The 23,830-nt window shown below is 58.6% G+C and carries 24 protein-coding genes; 12 read left to right on the top strand and 12 right to left on the bottom strand.

From position 1 onward, the window contains the following. Nucleotides 1-4 precede the first annotated feature (4 nt). Nucleotides 5-544, top strand: a complete 540-nt coding sequence (locus ACR0ES_RS11030; RefSeq protein WP_209505620.1) for an adenine phosphoribosyltransferase — start codon at nucleotides 5-7, stop codon at nucleotides 542-544. A 42-nt stretch (nucleotides 545-586) separates the two neighbouring features. Here the strand turns inward: ACR0ES_RS11030 and ACR0ES_RS11025 are convergent, their stop codons facing one another. The 11 genes from ACR0ES_RS11025 to coxB form a co-directional block, all read right to left on the bottom strand. Beyond that, nucleotides 587-2,002 (bottom strand): FAD-binding oxidoreductase, encoded by a 1,416-nt coding sequence (locus ACR0ES_RS11025; RefSeq protein WP_480870644.1) that lies wholly within the window; start codon nucleotides 2,000-2,002, stop codon nucleotides 587-589. A 38-nt stretch (nucleotides 2,003-2,040) separates the two neighbouring features. Continuing rightward, nucleotides 2,041-2,859 carry an MBL fold metallo-hydrolase gene (locus ACR0ES_RS11020; protein WP_480870641.1) on the bottom strand — a complete coding sequence of 273 codons (819 nt, stop codon included), beginning with the start codon at nucleotides 2,857-2,859 and terminating at the stop codon, nucleotides 2,041-2,043. Between the two features lie 103 nt (nucleotides 2,860-2,962). After that, a complete protein-coding gene (locus ACR0ES_RS11015) occupies nucleotides 2,963-3,547 on the bottom strand; it encodes a GNAT family N-acetyltransferase (RefSeq protein WP_267363063.1) in 585 nt (194 codons plus the stop codon). Further along, nucleotides 3,547-4,809, bottom strand: a complete 1,263-nt coding sequence (locus ACR0ES_RS11010; protein ID WP_480870638.1) for a M16 family metallopeptidase — start codon at nucleotides 4,807-4,809, stop codon at nucleotides 3,547-3,549. The genes ACR0ES_RS11015 and ACR0ES_RS11010 overlap by 1 nt, the downstream gene beginning before the upstream one ends. After that, nucleotides 4,806-6,194: a threonine synthase gene (gene thrC, locus ACR0ES_RS11005; protein WP_480870635.1), complete on the bottom strand. Its 1,389-nt coding sequence runs from the start codon at nucleotides 6,192-6,194 to the stop codon at nucleotides 4,806-4,808. The genes ACR0ES_RS11010 and thrC overlap by 4 nt, the downstream gene beginning before the upstream one ends. Then, nucleotides 6,191-6,868 (bottom strand): SURF1 family protein, encoded by a 678-nt coding sequence (locus ACR0ES_RS11000; RefSeq protein WP_480870632.1) that lies wholly within the window; start codon nucleotides 6,866-6,868, stop codon nucleotides 6,191-6,193. Before ACR0ES_RS11000 ends, thrC begins: the two co-directional genes overlap by 4 nt. 156 nt (nucleotides 6,869-7,024) lie before the next feature. Then, complete coding sequence (locus ACR0ES_RS10995) at nucleotides 7,025-7,840, bottom strand: cytochrome c oxidase subunit 3 (protein WP_209505605.1); 816 nt, start codon at nucleotides 7,838-7,840, stop codon at nucleotides 7,025-7,027. A 22-nt stretch (nucleotides 7,841-7,862) separates the two neighbouring features. Beyond that, a complete protein-coding gene (locus ACR0ES_RS10990) occupies nucleotides 7,863-8,438 on the bottom strand; it encodes a cytochrome c oxidase assembly protein (RefSeq protein WP_480773927.1) in 576 nt (191 codons plus the stop codon). Continuing rightward, complete coding sequence (locus ACR0ES_RS10985; protein ID WP_209505601.1) at nucleotides 8,438-8,599, bottom strand: hypothetical protein; 162 nt, start codon at nucleotides 8,597-8,599, stop codon at nucleotides 8,438-8,440. Before ACR0ES_RS10985 ends, ACR0ES_RS10990 begins: the two co-directional genes overlap by 1 nt. Continuing rightward, nucleotides 8,596-9,546 carry a heme o synthase gene (gene cyoE / locus ACR0ES_RS10980; RefSeq protein WP_480484378.1) on the bottom strand — a complete coding sequence of 317 codons (951 nt, stop codon included), beginning with the start codon at nucleotides 9,544-9,546 and terminating at the stop codon, nucleotides 8,596-8,598. The genes ACR0ES_RS10985 and cyoE overlap by 4 nt, the downstream gene beginning before the upstream one ends. 88 nt (nucleotides 9,547-9,634) lie before the next feature. Further along, nucleotides 9,635-10,546: a cytochrome c oxidase subunit II gene (coxB, locus tag ACR0ES_RS10975; protein ID WP_209505589.1), complete on the bottom strand. Its 912-nt coding sequence runs from the start codon at nucleotides 10,544-10,546 to the stop codon at nucleotides 9,635-9,637. Nucleotides 10,547-10,722: 176 nt separating this feature from the next. Here coxB and tldD point away from each other — a divergent pair, with 176 nt between their 5' ends. The 6 genes from tldD (at nucleotide 10,723) to ACR0ES_RS10945 (ending at nucleotide 18,413) form a co-directional block, all read left to right on the top strand. Continuing rightward, nucleotides 10,723-12,144: a metalloprotease TldD gene (gene tldD, locus ACR0ES_RS10970; RefSeq protein ID WP_480539573.1), complete on the top strand. Its 1,422-nt coding sequence runs from the start codon at nucleotides 10,723-10,725 to the stop codon at nucleotides 12,142-12,144. Between the two features lie 239 nt (nucleotides 12,145-12,383). Then, entirely contained in the window at nucleotides 12,384-13,511 is a 1,128-nt protein-coding gene (gene dprA, locus ACR0ES_RS10965) for a DNA-processing protein DprA (RefSeq protein WP_480773929.1), read from the top strand. A gap of 180 nt (nucleotides 13,512-13,691) precedes the next feature. Continuing rightward, nucleotides 13,692-16,319, top strand: coding sequence for a type I DNA topoisomerase (gene topA / locus ACR0ES_RS10960; RefSeq protein ID WP_480870630.1), 2,628 nt, complete (start codon nucleotides 13,692-13,694; stop codon nucleotides 16,317-16,319). Between the two features lie 123 nt (nucleotides 16,320-16,442). Then, a complete protein-coding gene (locus tag ACR0ES_RS10955) occupies nucleotides 16,443-16,970 on the top strand; it encodes a superoxide dismutase family protein (RefSeq protein ID WP_480507757.1) in 528 nt (175 codons plus the stop codon). A gap of 112 nt (nucleotides 16,971-17,082) precedes the next feature. Further along, entirely contained in the window at nucleotides 17,083-17,787 is a 705-nt protein-coding gene (locus ACR0ES_RS10950; RefSeq protein ID WP_209505579.1) for a CoA transferase subunit A, read from the top strand. Continuing rightward, the gene (locus tag ACR0ES_RS10945; protein ID WP_480495174.1) at nucleotides 17,787-18,413 is read left to right on the top strand and encodes a CoA transferase subunit B; all 627 of its coding nucleotides are present in this window, start codon (nucleotides 17,787-17,789) and stop codon (nucleotides 18,411-18,413) included. Before ACR0ES_RS10950 ends, ACR0ES_RS10945 begins: the two co-directional genes overlap by 1 nt. A gap of 38 nt (nucleotides 18,414-18,451) precedes the next feature. Here ACR0ES_RS10945 and ACR0ES_RS10940 read toward each other — a convergent pair whose 3' ends face one another. Continuing rightward, nucleotides 18,452-19,318 (bottom strand): lytic transglycosylase domain-containing protein, encoded by an 867-nt coding sequence (locus ACR0ES_RS10940; protein WP_480870627.1) that lies wholly within the window; start codon nucleotides 19,316-19,318, stop codon nucleotides 18,452-18,454. A 353-nt stretch (nucleotides 19,319-19,671) separates the two neighbouring features. Here ACR0ES_RS10940 and ACR0ES_RS10935 point away from each other — a divergent pair, with 353 nt between their 5' ends. The 5 genes from ACR0ES_RS10935 (at nucleotide 19,672) to ACR0ES_RS10915 (ending at nucleotide 23,815) form a co-directional block, all read left to right on the top strand. Then, complete coding sequence (locus ACR0ES_RS10935) at nucleotides 19,672-19,908, top strand: Flp family type IVb pilin (RefSeq protein WP_480484372.1); 237 nt, start codon at nucleotides 19,672-19,674, stop codon at nucleotides 19,906-19,908. Between the two features lie 301 nt (nucleotides 19,909-20,209). Then, nucleotides 20,210-20,437 (top strand): hypothetical protein, encoded by a 228-nt coding sequence (locus ACR0ES_RS10930; RefSeq protein ID WP_480484371.1) that lies wholly within the window; start codon nucleotides 20,210-20,212, stop codon nucleotides 20,435-20,437. 291 nt (nucleotides 20,438-20,728) lie between these two features. Further along, nucleotides 20,729-21,607: a Flp pilus assembly protein CpaB gene (gene cpaB, locus ACR0ES_RS10925; RefSeq protein WP_480484370.1), complete on the top strand. Its 879-nt coding sequence runs from the start codon at nucleotides 20,729-20,731 to the stop codon at nucleotides 21,605-21,607. Nucleotides 21,608-21,800: 193 nt separating this feature from the next. Continuing rightward, nucleotides 21,801-23,174, top strand: coding sequence for a type II and III secretion system protein family protein (locus tag ACR0ES_RS10920; protein ID WP_480773931.1), 1,374 nt, complete (start codon nucleotides 21,801-21,803; stop codon nucleotides 23,172-23,174). A gap of 17 nt (nucleotides 23,175-23,191) precedes the next feature. Next, nucleotides 23,192-23,815 (top strand): OmpA family protein, encoded by a 624-nt coding sequence (locus ACR0ES_RS10915; RefSeq protein WP_480484368.1) that lies wholly within the window; start codon nucleotides 23,192-23,194, stop codon nucleotides 23,813-23,815. Nucleotides 23,816-23,830: the final 15 nt, after the last annotated feature.

The following is a 23,830-nucleotide window of genomic DNA, read 5'->3' as shown; positions in this document are numbered from 1 at the left end:
GTTCATGTCAAGGAACAAGACTGTCAAAGACTACATCCGGACGATTGTCGACTTTCCGCATGAAGGAATTCTGTTTCGCGATGTGACGACGCTGTTTGCCGATCCGCGCGGATTTCGGATGGCCATTGACCAGATGCTGCACCCCTATGCCGGGGAACGCATCGACAAGGTTGTCGGCCTCGAGGCGCGGGGCTTTATCCTTGGGGGGGCGATTGCGCATCAGCTGAGCCTGGGCTTCGTACCGATCCGCAAGAAAGGCAAGCTGCCCGGCACAACGATCAGCCAGGACTACAAGCTGGAATATGGTGAAGCGATCGTCGAGATCCACGATGACGCCATCCAGCCAGGCGAAAAAATCCTTGTCGTTGACGACCTTCTGGCCACAGGCGGCACTGCAGCGGCGGGCATCAAACTGATCGAGCGTCTGGGCGGTGAGATCGTCTCATGCGCGTTCATTATCGACCTGCCTGACCTCGGCGGGCGCAAAGTATTGGAAGATATGGGCATGGACGTGCATGTCCTGTGCGAATTCGAAGGGCTTTAACGCGGCAACCTTCGGATTTCTTAACAAGAGCCAGAGCCGGGTTCACGCCTTCAGCACCGCGCCGGGATTCATGATGCCCAAGGGGTCCAGCGCCGCCTTGATGGCCCGCATCGCATCCAGCTTTACCGGATCGCCATAGCGTTCCAGATCGTCCGTTTTCATGCGGCCCACGCCGTGTTCCGCGCTGACCGAACCATCAAAGGCGTGGACCAGATCATGCACGGCCCGCTTGACCACAGCGCTCTGACCCTCAAAATCCGACCTGCCCTGCCCCTTGGGGGGAAAGACGTTGTAATGCAAATTGCCATCCCCGAGATGGCCAAAGCAATTGATCCGGAACGGCCCAAGACCGGAAATCACCTTTTCCCCTTGGCGCACAAATTCCGGAATTTCTGAGATCGGGATCGAGATATCATGGCTCGACACCGAGCCGATCAGGCGGTTGGCCTCGGGGATACGCTCGCGCACGGCCCACAACTCACCGCGCTGCGCCTCGCTTTGAGCAATCACGCCATCCTGCACCAGCCCAAGCGCTTGCGCGTGGACAAAGATATCCTCGAGCGCGTCGGACGGAGACTGCCCCCTGGCCAGCCCCAATTCGATCAGAACGCTCCACTCTGGCGGTGTTTCAAACGGTTGCCGGACGTCCGGCAGAACCTCGGACAAGAACTTCAGCCCCTGCCGGTGGATCAGTTCGAAAGTGCTGACAGCCTCGCCCACGCGATCACGCGCCAGCGCCAGCAGGGAAATGGCAGCCTCGGGTGACGCCACCTGAAACATCGCCGTCCCGATCGCGGCAGGCCGCGGAAACAGCTTGAGCGCGGCTGCGGTGATGATCCCCAGCGTGCCCTCGGCCCCGATCAGCAGATTGCGCAGGTCATAGCCTGTGTTGTCCTTTCGCAACCGGCTGAGACCCTGCCAGATTTGACCATTGGGCAGAACGGCCTCGAGCCCAAGGCACAGGTCGCGCGCATTGCCATAGCGCAAGACGTTGACGCCCCCGGCATTGGTGGACAGGTTGCCCCCGATCCGACAGGATCCCTGCGCCGCCAGCGTCAAGGGAAACAGGCGGTCTTGCGCTTCGGCCGCGGCTTGGACATCCTGCAAAATGGCACCGGCCTCAGCAATCAGCACGTTTTCGGTGGGATAGACGGACCGGATGGCCGTCATTCGCTCCAGCGAAATCACAAGGGGCGCTGGCCCATGCGGCATCACCTGCCCCCCGACCAGACCGGTTCCGCCGCCATAGGGAACCACGGGAACACGCATTTCGGACGCCACCTGCACCAGTACCGAGACTTCCTCGGTTGTGCGGGGCAAGGCCAGCAGGCCAGCCTGTCCGGCAAATCGCCCGCGCGGTTCTTCCAGATACCGATCGGCCACCGGGCGCAACACCTGATCGCCCAGTTTCGAGCGGATCAGGGTGGCAATGCGGTCATCAGCGGGGTTCAGACTCATACGCATTCAATGCCCAACCGATTCCGTCACGGCAAGCCTTATTCCAGATCAATCAGATAGCGCGGCTCCAGCACGACAACCGTTGGACGGTCCGGCAAGTCACGCAGAGAGACGGTGATCTCGGACACGCCGTCACGTTCAACCGGGAACTCGTCCCGGATATCCACGAGGAAGCGATCCAGCGAAAACTCCGAGAACCAGTGCATCGGAATGATCACCGAGCTTTTCAGCCGCTTCAGAACCGAGATCATGTCAGGCAAGGGCATGGTTGTTCCGCCATCGACGGCGGCCATGACCACATCCAACCGACCCAGCGCAGCAAACTGTTCGTCTGACGGTACATGATGCAAATGTCCCAGATGACCGATACACAGCCCTTCGACCTCGAACACGAAGATAGAATTGCCGCGCTCCTCGACCCCGCCATAGGCCGAGCGGATATCGGTCGGGACATTGCGTATCAGCATCTCGCCCAGATCCAGGTGGTGTTCGATCCCCTGCCCGAACTCGCCCCATCCCGGCAGGACATGCGGTATCGCCGGGTCGGGATGCGCCGTCCAATGGGTGTCGTGCGCATGGTTCATTGTCACCACGTCGGGAATCAGATCGGCACTGCCGATGAACCCGGTAAAGTCTGTCACTACATTCAACCCGCCCCGAGTCTGGATCATAAAGGCGGCATGCGCGACATAGCTGACGCGCACCGAAAACTCCGGCACCGGGTCCTGCCATGCAGTTTTGTGCAGATATTCGATCCCCGGCGCCGCATCGGCGATGGCGATACAATGGCTCGGCCGCCGCTCCTGCGCCACGGCCCCGCCCGAAATCACCATCAATGCTGCAACCAACCAGCGCATACCCGAAGTGTAGCGCAGATCGCCACCAAGTCATGCCCCTTGTTCATCTGGCCAAAAAGTATCCCGGGGGAGGCGCGGCTTGCCGCGACGGGGGCAGAGCCCCCTAGCCCGCGTCCGTCTTGCCGCGCCGGTCGGACCGCAGGCTGGCATAGAGAACATGCGTCCGCCACCGCCCGTTGATCTGTAGATAAGACTGCGCCACGCCTTCATATTTGAAGCCCGAGCTTTCCAGCAAACCGCGCGACGCCCGGTTTTCCGGCAGACACGCGGCTTCGATCCGGCTCAGATCCAGACGGGTAAAGGCGTGGTGCACCATCGCGCCGATCGCTTCGCGCATGTATCCCTGACGGGCAAAGGACTCACCGGTCCAGTAACCCAGGGTTCCGGCCTGCGCAGGGCCGCGCCGGATATTGTCCAGCGTGATCGCCCCGACCAACACATTGTCTTCACGGCGAAAAAGGAAAAGCGGGATTGCTGTGCCACTCGCGACCGAGCGCTGAGCCCAGTAGACCCGATTGGTAAAGGATTTGCGGCTCAGGTGATCCTTGGCCCAGATCGGCTCCCATGGGGTCAGGTAATTTTTTGAGGCGCGCCGCAACGCCGCCCAATCGTTGAAATCGGAATGTACAGGCGGACGCAAGCTAAGCCGCGCGGTCTCGAGTTTCAACTTGCGTCTGCCCAACAGCATCACGCTGCACGCCTCTCCTGCAAGTCCGCCAATGTCGGTGCGTCTGCGACCGGTCCGTAAAGCGCCAGCGCCGCCGGGGCCTGAACAGCCATGGTTTCGGCAAAGGCGCGCACGTCTTCGGTGCTGACCGCATCGATCTTGGCGACCGTGTCTTCCAGCGAAGGTACCCGTCCCCAGATCTGCACCAGCCGCGCCAGACGCTCAGCCCGATTCGACGGGCTTTCCAGCCCCATCAGCATCCCGGCCTTCATCTGGGCGCGGGCACGGGCGACCTCTTCGGGGCTCATGTCCTCGGCGGCGCGCTTCATCTCATCGATCGTGATCGTCGCCAGCTCGGCCACCTGATTGGCCGAGGTTCCGGCATAGATCGTGGTTGTTCCGGTATCGGCATAGGCACCGGTCTGCGCAAAGATCGTGTAGCACAGCCCACGTGTTTCACGCACTTCCTGAAACAGGCGCGAAGACATGCCACCGCCCAATGCGGTCGAATAGATCTGCGCCGTATAGATCGCATCGTCGCGATAGCCGGGACTTTCCAGCGCCAGAGCGAAATGCGCCTGTTCCAGCTCTTTTACCTGCCGGGCTTCGCCACCGGTAAAGCGTGCAACCTCGGGGATCAGACCCTTACGGGATTGCAGATGGCCAAACATCTCTTCGGCCAGTTTCATCAGCATATCGTGATCCACAGCACCTGCTGCAGACAGGATCATCTGTTCGGGGCCATAATGTTCCGTCACAAAGCCCGACAGATCCTCACGCGAGAAGGCACTCACCCGCTCCGTTGGGCCCAGGATCGTCCGGCCCAGGGGCTGGTCGTGATAGCTCTGCTCCTGCAGCCAGTCAAAGATCACATCGTCGGGCGTGTCATGGGCCTGACCGATTTCCTGAAGGATCACGCCCCGCTCGACCTCGATCTCGCGCGGATCGAAAACCGGGTTCAGAACGATGTCGCCGATGACATCCATCGCCAGCGCTACGTCGTCCTTCAGAACGCGTGCATAATACGCCGTCACCTCGCGCGAGGTATAGGCGTTGATATAGCCGCCCACATCCTCGATCGCCTCGGCAATCTGCAAGGCCGAACGGCGCTCGGTTCCCTTGAACGCCATATGTTCAAGGAAATGCGCGATGCCGTTCTGCTCGATCCGCTCATGCCGCCCACCGGCGGTTACCCAGATGCCGATGGCCGCAGATTGCAGCCCCGGCATATGTTCACTGACGATACGATACCCGTTCTTCAGTTGGTCTTGTCTGACAGTCACTCAGCGATGTGCCTTTTTATATGATCCTCAAGGGCACCCAGATCATTGGCGATGCGGGTCACCCGTTCCGGACGTTCATACAGATCAGACATGCGGGAGGGAAGAGGCGGATGTTCGCCGCTCGCCTTCTCGACCGCGGCCGGGAATTTCGCCGGGTGAGCGGTGGCCAGCGTGATCATCGGAACGTCTGCCGCGCGGTGTTTTTCTGCGACCTTGATGCCCACGGCAGTGTGCGGGCAGACCAGTTCGGCGCTGTGCACCAGCGTGGATTTGATCGTGGCCAGCGTTTCCTCTTCGGACACACGGCCCGAATCGAAATTCTCACGCAGCGCTTCCATCGCGCCCTGGCTGATATTGAAGCCACCCTGTTTCAGCTCATCCATCAATTGTGCGATGGCCCCGCCATCTTCGCCATAGGCATAATAGAGCGCGCGTTCGAAATTCGAGCTGACCTGAATGTCCATCGACGGGCTGATCGAGGGGATAGTCTCGCCCTTGATATACCCCTCGCCCGAGAGGCAGCGATGCAGAATGTCGTTCTGGTTGGTCGCCACCACAAGGCGGTCAATCGGCAGCCCCATACGCTTGGCCAGATAGCCAGCGAAGATGTCACCAAAGTTGCCGGTTGGCACCGTGAAGCTGACCTTGCGATGCGGCGCACCAAGGCTGACGGCAGCCGAGAAGTAATAAACGATCTGCGCCAAGACGCGGGCAAAGTTGATCGAGTTCACACCCGCCAGTTTCACGCCGTCGCGGAAGTCGAAATCGTTGAACATGTCTTTCAGCGCAGCCTGACAATCGTCGAAATCGCCATCAACGGCCAGAGCATGCACATTGCTGTCCGCAGGCGTCGTCATCTGTCGACGCTGTACTTCGGACACGCGGCCATGCGGGAACAGGATGAACACATCCACCGCGTCCAGCCCGCGGAACGCCTCGATCGCGGCTGAACCGGTATCCCCGCTGGTCGCGCCGACGATGGTCACACGGTCACCACGGCGTTTCAGCGCTACCTGGAACAACTGGCCGATCAGCTGCATGGCAAAGTCCTTGAAGGCCAGCGTGGGGCCGTGGAACAGTTCCAGCAGGAAGTGGTTCTCGTTCAGCTGCTTCAATGGCGCGCGAGCATCGTGGCCGAAACCTTCGTAAGCGCGGGCGATGATCGCCTTGAACTCATCCTCGGCGAATGAGCCGCTGACATAGGGCCACATCACACGGAATGCGATTTCTTCGTAGGGCAATCCGGCCAGCGCCGCGATCTCGTCCTGCGACATCACCGGGATTTCGGCGGGCAGATACAGGCCACCGTCGCGGGCAAGCCCGGTCAACATTGCCTCTTCAAACGTCAGTTCGGGCGCCTGCCCACGGGTCGAGATATATTTCATGTCGCGTCACTCTCAGAATTGGCACGGCTGCGCCACAGGAAGTATCCGGTCATCGCGGCCCAGACCAGAGCCAGACCAAACCAGGTGATAGCATATTGCAGGTGATCGTTTGGTATGCCCGCCGTGTCCACCGGCAGCGGCGTCACATTCGGATCGGTTTGCGAACGGGCGATCAGCAGAACCGGTTCCGCGCCCAGTGCACCCGCAAGCGCGGGCACATCGCGGGCGAACCAGATGTTGGCGTCAAGATCAGGTGCGGGCGTGTAACTGTCGATTTCATCTGGCCAATGCAGATTGCCGGTGATCTCCATCGGACCGTTGCGTCGCCCGGCCTGTTTGGCCGTGGTCGGGATGAACCCCCGGTCAATCAGAATGGTCCGGCCCCCGGTATTGAACGGCTGAATGATGCGATACCCCGCACCGACCTGTTTGAGCGAAACAAGAACGTGGACTTCCGCAGGCTCCATCTCGCCCGACACTGTAACCGGCAGGTATTTGTCCTGATCCGCCGAAACCTGCAGCGGCAGGGAAACCGGCGCAGCCGAGATCCGATCTTCGATCTCGGCCAGCACGTCCTGCTTCCACGCCAGACGCTGCACCTGCCAGATGCCCAGCGACAGCAGCACGCCCAAACCGGCGAGGCCGAAGATTAGCAGGAACAGGGTACGGCGCATGTCAGGACCAAACTTCTTTGCAGGAACCGGCGTCTTGTTAAGGGGCGCGCGGGCTGAATTGCAACCACGCAATTGTATGGGGCGCAATCTTGTGCCCCGCATAGAGAAAAAGCCGCCCATTGGGGCGGCTTTTGCAATTGATCAGCCTGACCGGCGTTACATCAGCGGGGCCTGACCCCAGATGTAAACGGCAAAGAACAGGAACAGCCAGACAACGTCGACGAAGTGCCAGTACCAAGCGGCAGCCTCAAAACCAACATGTTTCTCGGGTGTGAAGTCCCCCTTGAGCGCGCGGATCAAGCAGACGGTCAGGAAGATCGTCCCAATGATCACGTGCGCACCGTGGAACCCGGTCGCCATGAAGAAGTTGGAATAGAACTGGTCGCCGCCAAATTCCCAGCCTTCATGCTTGAGAAGTTCGGCGTATTCATAGCCCTGCAGGAAGGTAAAGGCGATACCCAGCACGATGCCAATGGCCAGACCATTGATCAGCGCCTTGCGGTCGTTGTCGTGCACCAGCGCATGGTGCGCCCAGGTGATTGCACAGCCCGACAGCAGCAGAACAAGCGTGTTGATCAGCGGCAGGTGGAACGGGTCAACCGCATGAATATCCGGCTGAATGTATTCGGTGCCGGCATAGTCGTACATCGGGTACATGCGATGTTTGAAGAACGACCAGAACCAGGCGAAGAAGAACATCACCTCGGACATGACGAACAGGATGAAGCCGTAGCGCAGACCGATGCGGACAACAGGGGTGTGATCGCCCTGACGGCTTTCCGCAACCACATCCGACCACCAGGCGAACATCGTGTAAAGCACAGCTGCCAGACCGGCCCAGAACATGAAGGGCGTGATGCCTTGCATCCAGAGAACGGCTCCGAACAGCATGACAAAGCCGCCGACGGCGCCGATCAGAGGCCAGATCGACGGGGCCAGAATGTGATAATCGTGGTTTTTAGCGTGTGCCATCAGCGTCCCTCACCTACAGGCGTTAGTTCGTGTTTGTATCTGCCTGCGCATCGAGGGCGGCATAGCCCTCGGGCAGGTCAATTTCGTAGAATGTATACGACAGCGTGATCGTATGAACATACTTGGCTTCAAGATCCTCGACCATTTCCGGGTCGACGAAGAAAGTCACCGGCATCTCAACGCGCTCGCCGGGTTGCAGCACCTGCTCTTCAAAGCAGAAACAGGCAATCTTCTGGAAATACCCACCCGCAGAATAGGGCGCCACGTTGTAAGACGCCTGCCCGGCAATGGGGCGGTCTGTCGGGTTATAGGCCTCGTAAAACGCGAGACCTGTTTCGCCGATGCGCACATCCATCTCGCGCACGACCGGCTTGAACTCCCATTGCATGTCCTTGGCCTTGGACGCGTCAAAGCGGATGGTAACGGTGCGATCCAGAATGGTATCGGGGGCGGTTTCGGCAACACCAGTGGTGCCGCCAAATCCGGTCACCCGGCAGAACCAGTTGTAGAACGGCACCGACGCCCAGGCCAGACTGCCCATCAGGACAACCACGCCGACGGTCTGGACAACCGTTTTCTGAGGACCGGACAACGCCATCAGTTCTGAACCTCTTGCGTCGCCCTGTTGAAATCAGTGCCCGAGACCTTGACGATGGTCAGGCCGAAGATGATCACGATAAAGGCAGCCAGCGTCAGGCCGACACCCAGATTGCGGCTGAACCGGCGCTGATGTAGCTCGTGACCTTTGCGAAGGCTCATGACCATCCCCCCAGACCATAGGGTTTCAGCAGGGCTTCGGCCAGAACGGCACCGAAATGCAGGAACAGATACAGCAGCGACAGCTTGAAGAAACCGCGTTCAACCTTGAAGTTATCTGCCTCGGAATCGTCCTCGGTCCGGCGCGAGATTTTCCACGCGCCCCGCAGGAACAGGATGTTCAGAATCAATGCAACGGTCAGATAGATCGGGCCGCCAATGCCTGAAAATGCAGTTCCGATGGCCAGCAGGGCCAGCAGGGCTGTATAGACAAGAATATGGACACGTGTCGCGCGGCGACCATGGGTGACGGTCAGCATCGGCACGCCCGCGTCGTCATAGTCCGAGCGCATGAACAGGGCCAGCGCCCAGAAATGCGGCGGCGTCCACATGAAGGTCAGTGCAAACATCAGCCAGGGCTCGACCGACATCGATCCTGTGGCGGCCACCCAGCCGATCACCGGAGGGAACGCACCCGCTGCGCCACCGATCACGATGTTCTGCGGCGTCGAACGCTTCAGCCACATCGTGTAGACGACAACGTAGAAGAAAATGGTGAAGGCCAGAAACGCGCCTGCAAACCAGTTGGTCGCAAGGCCCAGCATGATCACCGACAGACCCGACAGAGCCAGACCAACAGCCAGCGCCTCGCCTTCCTCGACCTTACCCGAAGGGATCGGGCGGGATTTTGTGCGTTTCATGACACGGTCGATATCCGCGTCCCACCACATGTTCAGCGCACCTGAGGCTCCGCCGCCGATGGCGATGAACAGGATGGCGCAGAATCCGACGAAGGGATGGACAGGAACAGGAGCCGCCAACAGGCCGACCAATGCCGTGAACACGACCAGCGACATCACGCGCGGCTTCAGCAGGGCGAAGTAATCGCCAAAGCCGGCCTCGTCCGCCCGGGCGGTCGCAGTGCTGGCATTGATGCTTGCGTCGGTCATTTCCGGTCCTTCTGGGGCGAAAACTGCGCGGATCGCCCGCGCAGCCTGCATCTTGTGTCAGGCGGGGTTCAACCCGCCCCTATCGTACTCAGTTCGAGGCGACCTGATAGCTTTGCGGCAGGCCCGCGTATTCTTCGATCGCGCCCTGCAACCATTCGTCATAGACTTCCTGGCTTACGACCTTGACGGTAATCGGCATATAGGCGTGGTCCTTGCCACACAGTTCCGAACACTGACCGAAATAGATGCCTTCCTTGTCGGCCTGGAACCACAGCTCGGCCAGACGTCCGGGCACACCGTCCTGCTTTACGCCAAAGGCCGGGATGGTCCACGAGTGAATCACGTCGGATGCAGTCACCTGCATCACGATGACCTTGCCGACCGGAACGACAACAGCGGTGTCGGTGGCCAACAGCCATTCATCATCGCTGTAGCCTGCATCGATCAGCTTGGCGCGCATTGCGTCATCCAGAACAAACGGCGTCACGTCCGCGTCCGCAGGGCGTGCGCCCTCGTCCAGGGTCGCCGGGTGGCCCAGCAGATAGCTGTCGAATGCGAAATCGTGATCAACATACTCGTAGGTCCAGTACCACTGGTTGCCGACGACTTTGATGGTGATGTCACCTTCCGGGATTTCCTGCTGTTTGAAAAGAACCGGCAGCGAGAACGCGCCAATAAACACCAGAATCAAGATCGGACCCAAGGTCCAGGCGATTTCAACAGGGGTATAGTGCGAGAAACGCGCCGGGGTCGGGTTTGCGCGCTGATTGTAGCGCACGATGCAATAGACCAGCAGAGCTGCAACCAGCAGACAGACTGCGGTGATGATCACGAGAATCATGCCGTCCAGCTTCTGGATTCCTGTGGCAAGGCTGGTGGCCGCGGGCTGGAAGCCCATGCCGCCGTCTACCGGCTTGCCGATAATCTCAAGCTCCTGAGCCATGGCGGGTAGGCTGGAGAGGGCTGTCATAAACCCTGAAAGCATCAAAGCATTCTTCATGTTCTGTCCTGATCGTTTGATCTTTGCGTCCCTGACGGAAAGGTGTGAATCGGTCGCACCTCTCCCGTTGTCTTTGGCCGCGTTAAAAACCATATTCCAGCGGGTAGATAAAGCAAAATGCTTGCGTCAAACAGACGCTATTTTTGATCTGGATCAAACCCGAAAGGTCGCAACCCATGCCTGAAGCCACGTTTCGCCCCTTTGAGAGCGCCCTGCCGCAAGATGAAGCACTGGCCATATTGCGCTCGGCAACGGACGGGGCCGAGGATGGAGAGCTGTTTGTCGAGCGTCGGAAATCCGAATCTCTGGTGTTTGACGACGGGCGGCTTCGCACCGCGTCTTATGACGCATCCGAGGGATTTGGCCTGCGCGCCGTTCAGGGCGAAGTTGCCGGATATGCGCATTCGACTGATGTATCGATTGCCGCGCTGAAACGTGCCGCCGAAACCGCGCGACTGGCGGTTGGCGATGGAGGCGGAACGCTCGCCGAAGCGCCCCGGCCCACGAATACGCGCCTGTACACGGACGAAGACCCAATCGAATCCGCCGCCTTCCCGGTGAAAATCGAAACCCTGCGGGAGATTGACGCCTTTGCCCGCGACCTGGATCCGCGGGTGGTTCAGGTCAGCGCAATGATCGCAGCCGCCGTTCAGGAGGTGGAAATTCTGCGACCCGATGGTGTGACGGTGCGTGACGTGCGCCCCATGACGCGCGTGAATGTCTCGGTCATTGTTGAACAGGACGGGCGGCGCGAAAGCGGATCGGCCGGTGGCGGCGGGCGGGTTGGCCTGAGCGGGTTGATCGACCCTGCCGACTGGCAGGCCAAGGCGCGCGAAGCCCTGCGCATCGCATTGGTCAATCTGGACGCGGTTCCCGCCCCTGCCGGCGTGATGGAGGTTGCACTTGGTCCCGGCTGGCCCGGTATTTTGCTGCACGAAGCCATCGGTCACGGGCTTGAGGGCGATTTCAACCGCAAGGGAAGCTCGGCCTTTGCCGGACTGATGGGGCAACAGATAGCATCTAAGGGCGTGACCGTGGTGGATGACGGCACGATTGCCGACCGTCGCGGCTCGATCACTGTGGATGATGAGGGCACGCCCAGTTCGCGCACCGTATTGATCGAGGATGGCATCCTGACCGGCTACATGCAGGATCGGCAAAACGCCCGGCTGATGGGCGTTGCACCCACGGGAAATGGGCGGCGACAGAGCTATGCGCACAAACCCATGCCGCGCATGACCAATACGATCATGTTGGGGGGCGACGCTGATCCGGCGGCTTTGGTGGCAGATATTAATGACGGCATCTGGGCGGTTGGATTCGGCGGCGGCCAGGTCGACATCACCAACGGCAAGTTCGTTTTCTCGTGCACCGAGGCGTATCGTGTCGAAAACGGCAAGATCGGAGCGCCTGTCAAGGGCGCCACGCTGATCGGCGACGGGCCTTCGGCGTTGAAGCGCATCCGCGGCCTTGGCAATGATATGGCTTTGGATCCGGGTATGGGCACCTGCGGCAAGGACGGTCAATGGGTGCCCGTGGGTGTGGGTCAACCGACAGTGCTGATGGACGGGTTGACTGTCGGCGGGTCGGCGGCCTGAGGCGGAAGAGAAGCGCAAAGGCAGGCGCAGGGTTAACCATGCGCCACTTTGATTCGATAGCACTCCAACCGACGCCATTGATTTGAGCGCCGGTTGGAAAATGTTCTTTTATTTATTTTCAGACACTTAACCGGTGTGTTCTCCGAGAAATACAGAAAAATCGCTGCTAATTATCTGCGATTCAGAGGCTGTTAACCCCCTGTCCCGTAAACCAGTTCTGCAATCAGGCGGAGCAACGGATGACCGAAGAGCAGCTTTCTTCCAATCACCCCCCACTCCCACCCACCACGGAAGAGGACCGGTTTTCGTGGCTTCGCCTGTTGCGCTCGCGCAAGGTCGGCCCGGCGACGTTTCGTCGGCTGCTGCGTGAACATGGCTCGGCGCAGAACGCGCTGGCCGCGCTGCCTGAAATGGCACGCGCCGCCGGAATAGATGGGTATGAAACCTGTCCCCCCGGCGTGATCGAGGCGGAACTCAGGGCCGCAGAAGCCGCCAAAGCGCGGCTTTTGTGCCTTGGGTCCGCAGATTTCCCCGACGCATTGAACGACCTATCCGATGCCCCGCCCTTGCTTTGGGCCATCGGGGATGTGTCGCTGTTGCAGAAACCGGCGATTGCGATGGTGGGCGCGCGCAACTGTTCCTCGCTGGGCGCACGGATGGCGCGTGGTCTGGCGCGCGCCTTGGGTGAAAAGGGACATGTGATTGTCTCGGGTCTGGCGCGCGGCATTGATACGGCAGCGCATATGGCGTCGTTGGACACCGGCACTGTTGCCGTCATGGCGGGCGGTGTCGATGTCATTTACCCGGCCGAGAACACGGAACTGGCGCATAAAATCGCGACCAAGGGACTGCGGCTGTCGGAACAACCGATGGGCGTGACGCCTCAGGCCAGGCATTTTCCGCGCCGCAACCGGATCATCTCGGGCCTGGCCCAAGCTGTTGTGGTGGTCGAGGCCGCAGCAAAATCCGGCAGCCTGATCACGGCGCGTGACGCCCTGGATCAGGGGCGCGAGGTTCTGGCCGTGCCTGGCCACCCGTTTGACGCCCGCGCTGCCGGGTGCAACCTTTTGATTCGGGATGGTGCGACGCTGGTCCGTTCGGCAGACGACGTTGTCGAGGCGCTGCCACAACAAGGCGATCTGATCTTTGCAAAACCCGAGGAGCCGCCCGCCAAGCAACCACGGCCCGCCGCACTGGATTTGCAGGCGCAAATCCTTGAGCGGTTGGGACCTTCCCCCATCGCCGAAGACCAGTTGCTGCGCGACATTGCGGCCTCGGCCGGGGATCTGGGGCCAGCGCTGGTCGACCTTGAACTGGACGGACGAATCCAGCGCCAGCCGGGCGGGTTGTTGTCTCTGGCATGCTGATTAGGATGGAAGGCAAGATTGCATAGTCGAATGCTCTGCCTGCAATCCGGCGCGGGTATCACGCTGAAATCACGTCGCTTTTCCGCCTGCCAAAGGAACGCATTGACAATCCCCGCTTGCCCCACACATTTTGCACCACCATAAAAGGCGCCAAATTCGTCGAGCGAGGTTTCCCCTTAAATGCCTGTAGTTGTTGTAGAATCTCCGGCCAAAGCAAAAACAATCAATAAATATCTCGGCCCTGACTACACCGTTCTGGCCTCTTACGGCCATGTGCGGGACCTGCCACCAAAGGACGGATCGGTCGATCCGGACCATGGATTTTCCATGACATGGGAAGTGGGCAATGACAGCCGCAAACATGTAAAGGCCATCGCCGACGCGCTGAAAGAAGACAACGCGCTGATCCTCGCCACTGACCCTGATCGTGAGGGCGAGGCGATCAGCTGGCATTTGCAGGAAGCCCTGACCAAGCGCCGCTCGATCAAGAAAGATACACCGGTCAGCCGGGTGACCTTCAACGCCATCACCAAAGAGGCGGTGACCGAGGCGATGAAGAACCCGCGCGACGTCGATATGCCCCTGGTCGAAGCGTATCTGGCACGCCGCGCCTTGGATTACCTTGTTGGCTTCAACCTGTCACCGGTTCTGTGGCGCAAACTGCCCGGTGCAAAATCCGCAGGTCGGGTGCAATCGGTCTGTCTGCGCCTGATCGTCGAGCGCGAGATGGAGATCGAAGCGTTCAAGCCGGTCGAGTACTGGTCGGTTCGGGCCCTGTTCGAGACACCGCGTGGTCAGACCTATGAGGCGCGGCTGGTCACGTTGGCGGGCAAGAAACTGGACAAGCACGATCTGGCCAACGCAACACAAGCCGAACTGGCGGTTCAGGCCGTCACCAGCCGCGCGCTGCGTGTGACTTCGGTCGAAGCCAAGCCCGCCGCGCGCAACCCAAGCGCGCCGTTCATGACCTCGACTCTGCAACAGGAGGCCAGCCGCAAATTCGGCATGGGCGCGCGCCATGCAATGCAGGTTGCGCAGCGCCTCTATGAGGCCGGCTACATTACCTATATGCGAACCGACGGGATCGACATGGCGCCCGAGGCCGTGACGGCAACGCGCGACACCATCGCGGATCGGTACGGTGCAGAATATGTGCCGGACAGCCCGCGTATGTACAAGAACAAGGCCAAGAACGCGCAGGAAGCACACGAATGTATCCGCCCCACGGATATGACGCGCGATGCCAAGGCGCTGAAGGTCACGGATGAAGATCAGCGCAAGCTTTATGATCTGATCTGGAAACGGACCATTGCCTGCCAGATGGCGGCAGCACGATTGGAGCGCACTACGGTCGAGATTGGCAGTGATGACGGTCAGGTCGGTCTGCGTGCCACCGGTCAGGTGGTATTGTTCGACGGGTTCATGCGCGTCTATGAGGAAGGCCGCGATGATGTCGCCGATGATGACGAAAAGCGCCTGCCACAGATCATGCAGGGCGACCCTGCGCGCTTTTCCAAAACTACGTTGCGTGACCAGTTTGCCAAGGCCACCAGCGAGTCGGACAAAGCCGCAATCATGGCTGATAACGAAGCCGTTCTGGCGTTGCAGCATCACACGCAACCGCCCCCGCGCTATACCGAGGCCACTTTGGTCAAGCGGATGGAGGAGTTGGGGATCGGACGTCCTTCGACCTATGCCTCAATCGTGACCACGATTCAGGACCGCGAATATGTGCGCAAAGACAAGAACCGGCTGATCCCCGAGGAAAAGGGTCGGATCGTCACCATCTTTCTGCTGAACTTCTTCCGTCAATACGTTGGATACGAATTCACCGCGAATCTGGAAGAGCAACTGGATGACGTCAGCGCCGGTGATCGTGACTACAAGGATCTGCTGGGCAAGTTCTGGCGTGATTTTTCGGCAGCGATTGGCGAAACATCCGAACTGCGCATATCGGAAGTGCTGGACAAGCTGGACGAGGCATTGGCGCCACAGCTTTACCCCCCGCGTGAAGACGGGTCCGACCCGCGTATCTGCCCGAAATGCGGGTTGGGACAATTGCACCTGAAAACCTCACGCACCGGCGGGTTCGTGGGCTGCGGAAACTATCCGGAGTGCACTTATACGCGGCCTATCGCCGGTGAAGGCGCGGAAGGCGACGAACAATTGCTGGGCGAAGACGCCGGGGATGAGATCTGGCTGAAGTCCGGCCGATTTGGGCCGTATGTCCAGCGAGGCGAACCCACGCCCGAGAACAAGAAGCCGCCGCGCGCCTCGCTTCCACGCGGCTGGAGCAAGGATGACATGGATCTGGACAAGGCGCTGACGCTTCTGTCCCTGCCGCGTCAGATCGGTGAGCACCCCGAAGGCGGCATGATCACCTCGAACTTCGGGCGTTTTGGCCCCTATCTGATGCATCAGCTGGCCGATGAAGCCAAGCCGGTCTATGCCAATCTCAAAGACCCTAATGATGTGTTCGAAATCGGTATGAACCGCGCCGTTGAGCTTTTGGCCGAGAAACGAGCCAATCCCGGCGGACGCGGGCGCGCGGCGGCAAAACCCTTGAAAGACCTGGGCGAGCATCCAGACGGCGGCGCGATGCAGGTTCTGGACGGACGGTACGGGCCATATGTAAAATGGGAAAAGGTCAACGCGACCATCCCGAAAGACATCAAGCCCGAAGACGTGACGCAGGAAATGGCCATCGAACTGGTCAATGAGCGCGCATCCAAGAAGGGCACCAAGAAAAAGGCTGCGCCCAAAAAGAAGGCTGCCGCCAAGAAGACAGCAAAGAAAGCGGCTGAATAAACCGGACGTTTGACCGGGACATGTCACTAAGCGCGCGGGCCGGTTTCTGAATAAAGGAACCGGCCTGCGTGTTTACAGTCTGACGCGATACAGGATTGCGTTGTTCAGTAAAGGAGTTGAGACATGTTCAGAACCGCCATTCTTGTTGCGGCGATAGGCGTTGCGGCTGCCACGCAGGGCCAAGCCGCGCATCACGTCAAATCCGCCACAGCCGCAATCATCAACGCGCAAGGCGACGTCATTGGTCAGGCGAAGGCGACGCAAGGGCCCAATGGTGTTCTGCTGCACGTGCGCGTCACAGACCTGCCGCCGGGAAAACACGGGTTGCACCTGCACAGCCATGGTGTCTGCGAGGCCGGTGAAGGGTTCAAGACGGCCCAAGGCCATGTTGGCAAAGTTGAAGGCGCACATGGGCTGCTGAACCCTGAAGGCCCCGAGCCCGGCGATCTGCCCAATCTATATGTGGGACAGGATGGTGTGGGCGAGATGGAGGCCTTTACAAACCTGGTTTCGCTTGAGGGTGATGGAGATGTATTGCTGGATGGGGACGGATCAACTTTCATCATCCACGAAGCTGGCGACGATCACATGAGCCAGCCCATTGGCGGTGCAGGTGGGCGCATCGCCTGCGGGATCCTGATCGCCGACTGACACTATTGTCAGCTGAACTACCGTAGAAATACCTGAACCTTCTGGTTTCATTGACTTCCCCATGACGTGGCGGCAAAACCTGCCCATCACCATGTCATTGGGGGAGTTTTCCATGAAGAAAGTCTATGCCAATGCCGCCGAGGCACTCGATGGGGTGCTGACGGATGGCATGCTGATTGCCGCGGGCGGGTTTGGCCTGTGCGGCATTCCCGAACTGTTGCTTGCTGCCATCCGGGATTCGGGCGTCAAGGACCTGAGTTTTGCGTCGAATAACGCCGGTGTGGACGACTTCGGTATCGGCATCCTGTTGCAGACCAAGCAGGTCAAAAAGATGATCAGCTCATATGTCGGCGAAAACGCCGAATTCATGCGTCAGTATCTGAGCGGTGAGCTGGAATTGGAATTCAACCCTCAAGGAACACTGGCCGAACGAATGCGCGCCGGTGGTGCCGGTATTCCCGGTTTCTACACCAAGACGGGCGTCGGTACCGTGATTGCGGAAGGCAAGGAGCACAAGGATTTCAACGGCGAGACCTATATCCTTGAGGAAGGCATTTTTGCCGATCTGGCCATCGTCAAGGCTTGGAAAGCTGACGACACCGGCAATCTGGTATTCCGCAAGACCGCCCGCAACTTTAATGTGCCCGCTGCAACCTGCGGCAAGATCTGCGTGGCCGAAGTGGAAGAGATTGTTCCGCGCGGCTCACTGGATCCAGACAAGATCCACCTGCCCGGCATCTATGTGCATCGCATCATTCAGGGCGATCACGAAAAGCGCATCGAACAGCGCACCACCCGCAAGAAGGAGGACGCATAATGCCCTGGGACCGCAATCAGATGGCCGCACGCGCGGCAGAGGAACTGGACGACGGCATGTATGTGAACCTCGGCATCGGGATTCCGACGCTGGTGGCGAACTATGTCGGCGACAAGGACATCACACTGCAATCGGAAAACGGTATGCTGGGTATGGGTCCTTTCCCGTATGAAGGTGAAGAAGACCCGGACCTGATCAACGCGGGCAAACAGACGATCACCGAACTGTCCCGCACTGCCTATTTCGACAGCGCCACGTCCTTTGCGATGATCCGGGGCGGCAAGATCGCTGCTGCGATTCTGGGCGCCATGGAAGTGGATGAGAAGGGCGACCTGGCAAACTGGATGATCCCCGGCAAGCTGGTGAAAGGCATGGGCGGCGCCATGGACCTGGTTGCAGGCGTTGGGCGCGTGATCGTGGTTATGGACCACACCAACAAGCACGGTGAAAGCAAGGTCCTGAAGGAATGCACTCTGCCACTGACAGGCAAGGGTGTCGTGGATCGCATCATCACCAATCTGGGCGTTCTGGACGTGGTCGAGGGCGGATTGAGAATCGTCGAACTGGCAGATGGTGTCAGTGAAGACGAAATGCGCGCTGCGACCGAAGCGACAATCGTCGGCTGAACAAAAGAAAAGGCCCGCCGGATCTAGGCGGGCCTTTTTCAATTTGAGGTCTGGAACACGCACCCATCTGAAATCAGATCCGGCGGTGTCGCGCACAAAGCCCGCGCGATCTGGAAAGCGGCCAGAACCTTGGGGACATAATCCCGGGTTTCGGCATAAGGCGGCACGCCGCTGTGTTTACGTACAGCCCCCTCACCCGCGTTGTAACCGGCCAGAACCAGAATCGGATCATTCCCGAACTCTTCCATCAGCCAGTTGAGGTATTTCACGCCCCCGGCGATGTTCTGCGAGGGTTGTAGACTGTCTTTAACACCGAAGCGGGCAGCTGTGGCGGGCATCAACTGCATAAGCCCCTGCGCGCCGGCCGAACTGACGGCATCTGCGCGACCGGCCGATTCAACCGAAATGACAGCCAGCACCAGCGCTGGCGACACATTGGTTCCCACGGTTGACCGCAAAATCTCGATCCCGCGTTCTTTTGCTATGTTTTGCAGAGCTTGCAGCCGGGGCGATCTTACATTCGTCGCCGCCAGCGCGTTTATCGCAGCATCAAGCCGCCCGGCCCCGCTTTCATCAATGTGTGGTGAAATGCGGTCCCAGAATGCATTGTACGACCCTTTCGGGTCAGGCGCGGCACCGATTCCCGGCACTGTGGGCTGAACCACTTTGGTTCTTGCTATGATTTCTGGAACCACCAGCTCCACCCCTGTGCTGGGGGCTGAGGGCTTGGCCGCGTGTTCCTCGGGTGTGATCTGAATGGTCACGCGAGGACGCTCACCCGGCTTGGGGGCCTTGATCCGCTTGTAAACTCCGCGCGGCTCAACGTCGGTCGCTGACCCGGGTGCGACACCAGATAGTAGAAACGCCAGTACACCGGCGCATTGAAGTGCGTTCCGGAGAGTCATGTGCCTGCCTCATGTATTCTTTTTACGCGATTTGAACCGCGAATCTTCGCCCAAGGCCAGAAAAACAAAGCGAATTGGGGCAATTTCGCCTCATTTGGCGTATATTTGCACCGCTGCGGAGCACTTCGCACCAATCGAAGAATTTTTTTTCCTTTTATTTGCATGGGTTTACGCATTTAGTGACTAAAAAGTTAAGCCGCACGAAAAAAAATCTGTGTTTGGCCCAATTCCTGCCACGCACAACAGGCAAACATTAATCCATACCGAGACGGACATGAGCGGACTGAGAGAGAAAGCTCTGAAGAACGCCGAGGTTTGTTAAACTCTTTTTGATCCTTTAGGAGGGACGTAACATGATCAAGTTCATCAAGAACTTCCGCAAAGACGAAGACGGCGCAGTAACAGTTGACTGGGTTGTTCTGACCGCAGCAGTCATCGGCCTGGCAGCCGTTGCATACCAGCAGATCTCGGCTGGCGCGACCGGCCTGGCAACAGACGTGAACCAGGCCCTGAACGGCGCATCGCTGAGCACGGGCAGCAACACCGCAACCGGCGGTATCACAACTGCAGGCAGCAACAGCGGCAGCTAAGCTTCTGCTTGAGCAAGATTTTAAAGCCGCGCCATTCAGGCGCGGCTTTTTTCGTTCAGAGGTCTTTCAATATCTCTAAGAATAGAGTTTGACGGTCCTACCCCGCACGCCACGCCGCGAGCGCCACCGAATTGATCACGCCCAATTTGCAGGTCTTTGCGCACAAAAGAGCCCGTGAAAAAGTTTGGAATCTTGGATATTTCCAGCGAAATCAACTTTTGGCCTGATTTCCGCCATCCGAACGAACCACTATTAGGCGACGTTACGGGAAACACTGAATTGTCGTATTGGAGATAAGTAGATGCTAAAGTTCCTTAATCGGTTCAAATCGGACGAAGCAGGAGCGGTGACCGTTGACTGGGTGGTTTTGACCGCAGTGCTCATCGGACTGTCAAGCGCGACCTACCTTGTCATCAGATCAAGTGTTGATGGTATCGGCGGTAACATCAACCAAGCCATGAGTTCCTCTGTTGTCAGTACCGGCTCGAACACCGCTCCCGGTGGCCTTGTGACAGCGGGAACCAACTGACCCGCAGCGAGTTTTCACATTCACCAGCTTTCCTGAGCTTGTTGGTGAACGTGTCGGCAAATAAACGCGGCGACCTTTTGGGGCGCGGCGTTTGTTTCGTTGTTCTTCGTCTGGCCTGCCGCAGGGAGATGACAGCAGTTGTTTTGCGGAATTGTGCGAAAGCTGACGCAGAATCTAACAAGCAGACATTTTTGTCCCACATTTCGACACAATTTACATTTAACACTTGGGCTGTTTCAAAGTGGCCCTTTGGCCGCTTAGTATCCGACTAAATAAGAAAGAGGTGCATGTATGCGAGCGGTATTCGGACTTGTCCTGATTGTCGGCGTTGCTCTGGCTGGGGGCGCCGTTTACATGGCGCGCAACTATATTGCGGCTTATCAAAGCGAACTGGCACGGCAGAAACAAGCGGCAGAAGAAGCGCTGGCCAATGCCAAAGTCGATGTCATCCCGACGGTAACTGTTTACGTTTCAAATCGTCCTCTGAAATACGGTGAACGACTGACGCAGGAAGACGTACGCGCTGTAGACTGGCCGGAAAACGCGATTCCCGAAGGTACGTTCTCTGATCTCACTGCCTTGTTTCCCGAAAGTGGCGCCAATGAGCGTTATATTCTGAGGACCATGGAAAAAGACGAGGCGATTATGGAGGTCAAGATCACACGGCCAGGCGAATCGGCCGGGCTGACCTCTCGTCTTGAAAAAGGTATGCGCGCCTTTGCGATCAGCGTGGACGTGGCCTCTGGTGTTTCAGGCTTCTTGCGCCCCGGCGACAATGTCGACATCTACTGGACCGGGTCAAGCGGGACGGTAGAAGGGAATTCTGGCGGCATCACCAAACTGATCGAAACCAACGTTCAGCTGATCGCCGTCGACCAGACCGCTGGTTCGGACGTCGCAAGCGCAACGATTGCACGCACAGTCACGGTCGCAGCCACGCCGGAACAGGTCGCAGCACTCGCGCAGGCCCAGAACACCGGGCGGCTGTCGCTGGCCCTTGTTGGGGTGCAGGATGACTCTGTTGCGTCGGCAATCGAGGTGGATCAGCGCAAACTGCTTGGAATAACGGCAGCCGCTCCGGAACCGAAGGAAGAGGTTGAACAGGTCTGCACGACGCGCATCAGACGCGGTGGAGAGATTGTCAACGTGCCTATACCCTGTACAAATTGACGCCAATTCAGAGTGTTACAAGATCGGAGCCGCATCTCAGATGCGGCTCTTTTCTTGTTGTTGTTGCCAATTCTCCACATAAGGAAAATTCCAGAAACCATTGATTATTGCAATAAATTCGGATTTCGCGCAGTCTCTTAGCACATAGGGCATAAGACCCAAAAAACGAGGCGTGATCGGAGAGGCAGGTCACATGACAATACGTTCCTGGATCAGCGCAACCCTGCTGGGGTTGTCGCTTGTTATGAGCCCGGTCGGCGATGCCGCCTGGGCTGAAACCCTTCGCGTGGTGAAAAAGGGCACAGTGGAAACGCTGGAAGTTCCGATGAATCGCGCGATTGTTGTGGAAAGCGAACAACCGTTTGCAGAGCTCAGCATTGCCAACGCAGGCATTGCGGATATCTCTTCGCTTTCGGATCGCACAATCTATGTTTTGGGCAAGGCCCCTGGCCTGACCACGCTAACACTGTTTGATGGCGCAGGAAATCTGCTTGCCAACGTACGTGTCCGGGTCTCGCCCGATGTAACCGAATTTAAAGAGCGTCTGCGTCAGATCCTGCCAAGTGAGCAGATTGAAGTGCGCACCGCCAATGATGGCATCGTACTGTCCGGCACGGTTTCAAGCGCCGCCAAACTGGCCCGCGCACTTGAATTGGCTGAACGCTACGCGCCCGAACGTGTATCGAACCTGATGTCTGTAGGTGGCGTGCAGCAAGTGATGCTGAAAGTACGCTTTGCCGAGATGAATCGCTCAGTCGCAAAAGAGCTTTCTTCAACACTTTCAGTTGCGGGCACTGATTTTGTCGGTGGCTTCAATCCGCAGAACCTTGTTCCCCCTGTCACCGTGCAAAATGGTACGTTGTTGTTTGGCTTCGGGGTCGGATCAGCTCAGGTCAACTTGCTGCTGCAAGCCCTCGAGTCGAAGGGCCTTGTTCGCAACCTTGCCGAACCAAACCTTTCGGCCCTGTCCGGACAGGAAGCAACGTTCCTGGCTGGCGGTGAGGTTCCGATTCCGGTGCCGCAAGACGACGGTGTCGTGGCAATCGAGTACAAACCCTTCGGTGTGAATATGAACTTCATCCCGCGGGTTGTGGACGGCGACCTGATCAATCTGGAAATGGGCACCTCGGTTTCGAGCATCGACACCAGCACGAACTTCACGATCAATGGAGACACCGTTCCCAGCTTTATCGTGCGGGAAGCCAAGACCACTATAGAGTTGCGCGACGGGGAAAGCTTTGCCATCGCAGGGCTGCTTCAGGACAACTTTGTTGACCAGGTCAACCAAGTGCCGTGGCTGGGAGATGTCCCGGTTCTGGGCGCCTTGTTCCGCAGCGCTGACTATCAGCGCGAACAAAGTGAACTTGTCATCATCATAACGGCGCATCTGGTGACGCCGACGCGTGGCGAGGCGCTAGCCCTTCCCACCGATCGAGTCAAACCACCCAGCGAATTTGACCTGTTCGCAAATGGTCGGGTTGCTCGCACACAGCGTCCCGGAGCCGGCGGAGCATCCGAAGTTGCCAAACAGAATTTTGGCAGCTCGTACGGCTACGTCCTAGATTGATCAGGAGGATAGGACCAATGCAGAAGTGGATCATCACACTGGGTCTTACGGTCGCCGTTGCCGCATGTACGCGCGAGGTCGGATATGAGATCGATGCCGGAACCTTTGGAAACGCGACATTGAACAATATCCAGGTTCAAAACGGCGAGTTGACCTATGCTCAGATTCTTGGGCGCAGATTTGCCGCGGATGTGCCCAGCCAAGTGAACTTTGCCTTCAACAGTTCGCAACTGGACGCATCAGCGCAAAGCATACTGTTGCAGCAGGCTGACTGGATCAAACAGTTCCCCGAAGCCAGGTTCCGGGTTTACGGACACACAGATGCTGTAGGATCAACCAGTTACAACAAGAGCCTTGGTCTACGCCGCGCACAGGCAGTAGTCGCATTCCTTGAACGGCAAGGAATCTCGCGTTCACGTCTTGAAGCCGTTGTATCCTTTGGAAAAACGCAGCCGTTGATCGCGACACCGAATCGGGATCGCCGCAACCGCCGGACGGTAACGGAAGTTTCTGGCTTTGTTGACCGTCACCCGCAGCTGCTGGACGGCAAATACGCCAACATCATCTATCGCGAATACGTTGAAAGTGCGACGTGGAAGAGCGTGATCGAAGATGTATCAACAACAGATACGGCCAACTAGTGCCGCTGGCATTGG

This window comes from Ruegeria sp. N7 (genome assembly GCF_056531345.1).
The sequence above is the reverse complement of the archived record's forward strand: the minus strand, read 5'-3'. Positions and strand labels throughout refer to the sequence as shown.